Here is a 4,512-nt window from a genome sequence, read left to right as displayed (position 1 = left end):
CTCGCTCGCTCAACGACCGAGTTCTCGGTCGTTGAGCGAGCGAAGCGAGACGAAACGCGTCACAGCTGGTGGCCGAGCTTGTACTCGCCCTGCTTCCAGCTGGGCAGCTCTTCCGCCTTGTCGTCGGGGCGGGTGTACGAGAAGCCGTCGGCGCCGATCGTCACCGCCATCTCGGACGCGTCGGTGCGCGCGACGACGGGCTGCGGGTTGCCGTCGAGATCGAGCACGAGGGATGCCTCGGTGTACCACGACGGCACGACCGGGTTGCCCCACCAGTCGCGGCGCTGGTTGTCGTGGACGTCCCAGGTGACGACGGGGTTGTCGGGGTCGCCGGTGTAGTAGTCCTGCGTGTAGATCTCGACGCGGTGGCCGTCGGGGTCGCGCAGGTACAGGTAGAACGCGTTCGAGACGCCGTGGCGCCCGGGGCCGCGCTCGATCGCGTCGGAGCGTCGGAGCGCGCCGAGCTTGTCGCAGATCGCGAGGATGTTGTGCTTCTCATGGGTGGCGAACGCGACGTGGTGCATGCGCGGGCCGTCGCCGCCGGTCATGGCGGTGTCGTGCACGGTGGGCTTGCGGCGCATCCAGGCGGCGTAGACCGTGCCCTCCTCGTCCTGGATGTCCTCGGTCACCCGGAACCCGAGCGACTGCATGAAGTTCACGGCGCGCGGCACGTCGGGGGTGACCTGGTTGAAGTGGTCCAGGCGCACCAGCTCGCCCGGCGTGTGCAGGTCGTAGCGCCACGACAGCCGCTCGACATGGTCGGTCTGGTGGAAGAACTCGTACGGGAAGCCGAGCGGGTCGGTCACGCGCACGGCGTCGCCGATGCCCTTGACGAACCCCTCGGCACGACGCTCGACGCGGCAGCCGAGCTCCTCGTAGAACGCGACAGCCCTGTCGAGGTCTTCGGGCGTCCGCACGCGGTACGAGAAGGCGGCGACCGCGGCGACCGGTCCCTGGCGCAGTACGAGGTTGTGGTGGATGAACTCCTCCGTCGAGCGCAGGTAGATCGCCTCGCCGTCCTCCTCGGTGACGTAGAGGCCGAGCACGTCGACGTAGAAGGTGCGCGACGCGGCGAGATCGGTCACGACGAGCTCCATGTAGGCGCAGCGCAGGATGTCGGGGGCCGGGCTCGTCGGCGTCGGCACCGGATTCTCGGTGTGGATCGGCGCCTCCTGGCTCACGAAGAAGCCGGAGGAGGTGAGGGTCATGTCGTCACGGTGGGTCATGTCGCGTCCTTGCGGTGATGGTCTCGGTCCCTGAGCATGTCGAAGGGCGCTTCGACAGGCTCAGCGACTGCAGGGATGGATGGGATGCCGGGCCTCAGCGCGGGTCGGGATCGTCGAGGTCGTTGGGCGAGTCGGTCCCTGAGCCTGTCGAGGGGTCGGCCTTGCCGAACGTCGGGTTGTGCGCCGGGCCGAGCGTGATGTGCACGGCCTGCTGGTCGGTGTAGAAGTCGATCGAGCGGTACCCGCCCTCGTGGCCGAGGCCGGACGCCTTGACGCCACCGAACGGGGTGCGGAGGTCGCGGACGTTGTTCGAGTTCAGCCACACCATGCCCGCCTCGATCGCCTGCGAGAAGTTGTGGGCGCGCTTGAGGTCGTTCGTCCAGACGTAGGCCGCGAGCCCGTACTTGACGCCGTTGGCGAGCTCGAGCGCCTCCTCGTCCGTATCGAACGGCGTGATCGCGACGACGGGGCCGAAGATCTCCTCCTGGAAGATGCGGGCGTCCGGTGCGACATCGGCGAACACCGTGGGGCGCACGAAGTTGCCGCCGTCGAACCCGTCGGCTCGCCCGCCGCCCGCCACGAGGCGCGCCTCGCGCTTGCCGATCTCGATGTAGCTCATCACCTTGTCGTAGTGCTCGGGGTGCACGAGCGCCCCGACCTCGGTCTTCGGGTCGTGCGGGTAGCCCACGATCACGCGGTCAGCCTGCGCGGCATACCGCGCGACGAATTCGTCGTAGATCGCGCGCTCCACGAGGATGCGCGAGCCCGCCGTGCAGCGCTCGCCGTTGAGCGAGAAGACGCCGAAGATCGTGGCGTCGATCGCGGCCTCGAGGTCGGCGTCGGCGAAGACGACGGCGGGGGACTTGCCGCCGAGCTCCATCGACAGGCCCTTCAGGAAGGGCGCCGCGTTGCCGAAGATGAGCTGGCCGGTGCGGCTCTCGCCCGTGAACGAGATGAGCGGCACATCGGGATGCTTCACCAGCGCGTCGCCGGCATCCTCACCCAGTCCGTTGACGAGGTTGAACACGCCCTGCGGCAGCCCGGCCTCCTCGAAGATGCCGGCCCACAGCGACGCCGACAGCGGCGTGAACTCGGCGGGCTTGAGCACGACGGTGTTGCCGGTCGCGAGGGCCGGACCGAGCTTCCACGACTCCAGCATGAACGGCGTGTTCCACGGCGTGATGAGCCCGGCGACGCCGATCGGCTTGCGGTTGACGTAGTTCATCTGGCGACCGGGCACCTTGTAGGCATCGTCGGCCTGCGCGACGATCAGGTCGGCGAAGAACCGGAAGTTCTCGGCCGCGCGGCGCGCCTGCCCGAGCGCCTGCGTGATCGGCAGCCCCGAGTCGAAGGACTCGAGCTCGGCCAGCCGCGCGTCGCGCGACTCGACGATGTCCGCGATGCGGTGGAGCACGCGCGAGCGCTCGCGCGGCAGCATCCGCGGCCACGGTCCCGTGGTGAATGCGCGCCGCGCGGCGGCGACGGCGCGGTCGATGTCGGCCTTCTTGCCGGCCGCCGCCTGGACGTAGGTCTCGTTCGTGACGGGATCGAGCACGTCGAACGTGTCGCCGTCGGCGGAGTCCACGAACTCGCCGTCGATGTAGTGCTGGATGCGCGTCGGCAGCCCGTCGGGCACGTGCCGGGTGGCCAGCGAGGTGTCGGTGTCGGTCATGTGTCGCTCCTTCGTCGGAGGTCTGTGGTGTGAACGTCGGGGGAGTGGATGCCGGCGGCCGCGGCATCCGTCATCAGAAGGCCGGCAGGCCCAGGGACTCGTCGGGGTGCTCGTGGATCAGGTAGGCGTCGAGCGTGGCCGAGCGGTGACGGCGGGCCACCTTCTCGATCTCGCCGAGCGGGGCGCCGACCTCGATCAGCTGCACGATGTTCTCGTGCTCACGCACCGACTCCGCGGCTCGACCGGGCACGAAGCTGAACGTCGAGTCGCGGAGATGACCGAGCCGGCCCCACTCGCCGTTCACGAGGTCGAGCAGCCGCGGGTTGGCGCACTTGGCATACAGCGTCGAGTGGAACTCGTGGTTGAGCGCCGTGAATGCGCGCGGATCGAAGTGCTCGAGCGTCTCGATCATGAGCTCGTTGATGCGGCGCGCCGCGCGGAGGTCGTCGGGCGTCAGCCGGCGGGCGGCGAGGGCCGTCGCGGTGCCCTCCAGGATCGAGAGCGCCTGCATGCTGAAGCGGTAGGCGGAGTCGTCGACCATCGACACCCGCGCGCCGACGTTGCGCTCGAAGGTCACGAGGCCCTCGGCCTCGAGCTGGCGGATCGCCTCGCGCACCGGCACGACGCTCATGTCGAGCTCGCCCGCGATGCTGCCCAGCACGAGCCGGTAGCCCGGGGTGTACTCCTGGTTCGCGATCCGCTCCTTGATCCAGCGGTACGCGAGCTGCGACTTGCTGAACGTCGTGCCCGTGTCGGAGGTCATCGTGCGACCTCTCCGCCCTCGAGCGCTGCCGTTTCCTGCGACCGCGGCGTCTGTGGCGCCACGCGCTCGCCGGGAACTGCCGCGCTCGCGGCGCGCTCGGCCTCGAACCGTGCCCGCCACGCGGCGTTCATCGGGAAGAGTCCATCGACGGGATGCCCTTCCGCGACGCGTTCGGCGATCCACGCGTCCTCGTCCTCCTGGGCGAGTGCCGCGTCGACGACCTCCTCGACGATCGCGGTCGGGATCACGACGACGCCGTCGGCGTCGCCGACGATGACGTCGCCGGGCTGCACTGTCGTGCCGCCGCACGCGATCGTCAGGTCGGCGTCCCACGGGACGTGCTTGCGGCCGAGGACGGCGGGGTGAGCGCCGGACGAGTACACCGGGATGCCCACGGCGGCGACGGCTGCGGCATCCCGAACTCCTCCGTCGGTCACGATGCCGGCGGCGCCCTGCGCATGCGCGCGGATGGCGAGGATATCGCCGAGCGTGCCCGAACCGGCCTCGCCGCGGGCCTCGATCACGACGACCTCGCCCTCGCCGACCGCGTCGAACACGCGCTTCTGCGCGTTGTAGCCGCCGCCGTGCGAGGCGAACAGGTCTTCGCGGTTCGGCACGAAGCGCAGCGTGCGTGCGGTGCCGACGAGCTTGGCCGTGCCGGGGAAGGACTCGGGATGCAGCGGCCGCACGCCGTCGATGTGCACGTTGTTCAGCCCGCGCTTGCGCAGCTGCGCCGACAGCCCCGCGACCGGAACGGCCTCGAGCTTGGCGCGGAGGGCGGGGGAGAGCGGTGCGCTCGCCGAGCCGGCGTCGGTCCCTGAGCCTGTCGAAGGGCCGTCGGACGCTTCGAC

4 protein-coding genes are annotated in these 4,512 nt (G+C 70.0%); all 4 read right to left on the bottom strand.

From position 1 onward, the window contains the following. Window positions 1–59 precede the first annotated feature (59 nt). Window positions 60–1,226: a 3,4-dihydroxyphenylacetate 2,3-dioxygenase gene (hpaD, locus tag NCG93_RS11850; protein WP_194414240.1), complete on the bottom strand. Its 1,167-nt coding sequence runs from the start codon at window positions 1,224–1,226 to the stop codon at window positions 60–62. A 94-nt stretch (window positions 1,227–1,320) separates the two neighbouring features. Further along, the gene (gene hpaE, locus NCG93_RS11845; protein ID WP_194414239.1) at window positions 1,321–2,898 is read right to left on the bottom strand and encodes a 5-carboxymethyl-2-hydroxymuconate semialdehyde dehydrogenase; all 1,578 of its coding nucleotides are present in this window, start codon (window positions 2,896–2,898) and stop codon (window positions 1,321–1,323) included. A 73-nt stretch (window positions 2,899–2,971) separates the two neighbouring features. Further along, complete coding sequence (locus NCG93_RS11840; RefSeq protein ID WP_194414238.1) at window positions 2,972–3,661, bottom strand: GntR family transcriptional regulator; 690 nt, start codon at window positions 3,659–3,661, stop codon at window positions 2,972–2,974. After that, on the bottom strand, window positions 3,658–4,512 hold an 855-nt coding region (locus NCG93_RS11835; protein ID WP_504911535.1), incomplete at its 5' end, for an RraA family protein. The genes NCG93_RS11835 and NCG93_RS11840, both read right to left, overlap by 4 nt.

This window comes from Microbacterium yannicii (assembly GCF_024055635.1).
Classification (GTDB): Bacteria; Actinomycetota; Actinomycetes; order Actinomycetales; family Microbacteriaceae; genus Microbacterium; species Microbacterium yannicii.
The sequence above is the reverse complement of the archived record's forward strand: the minus strand, read 5'-3'. Positions and strand labels throughout refer to the sequence as shown.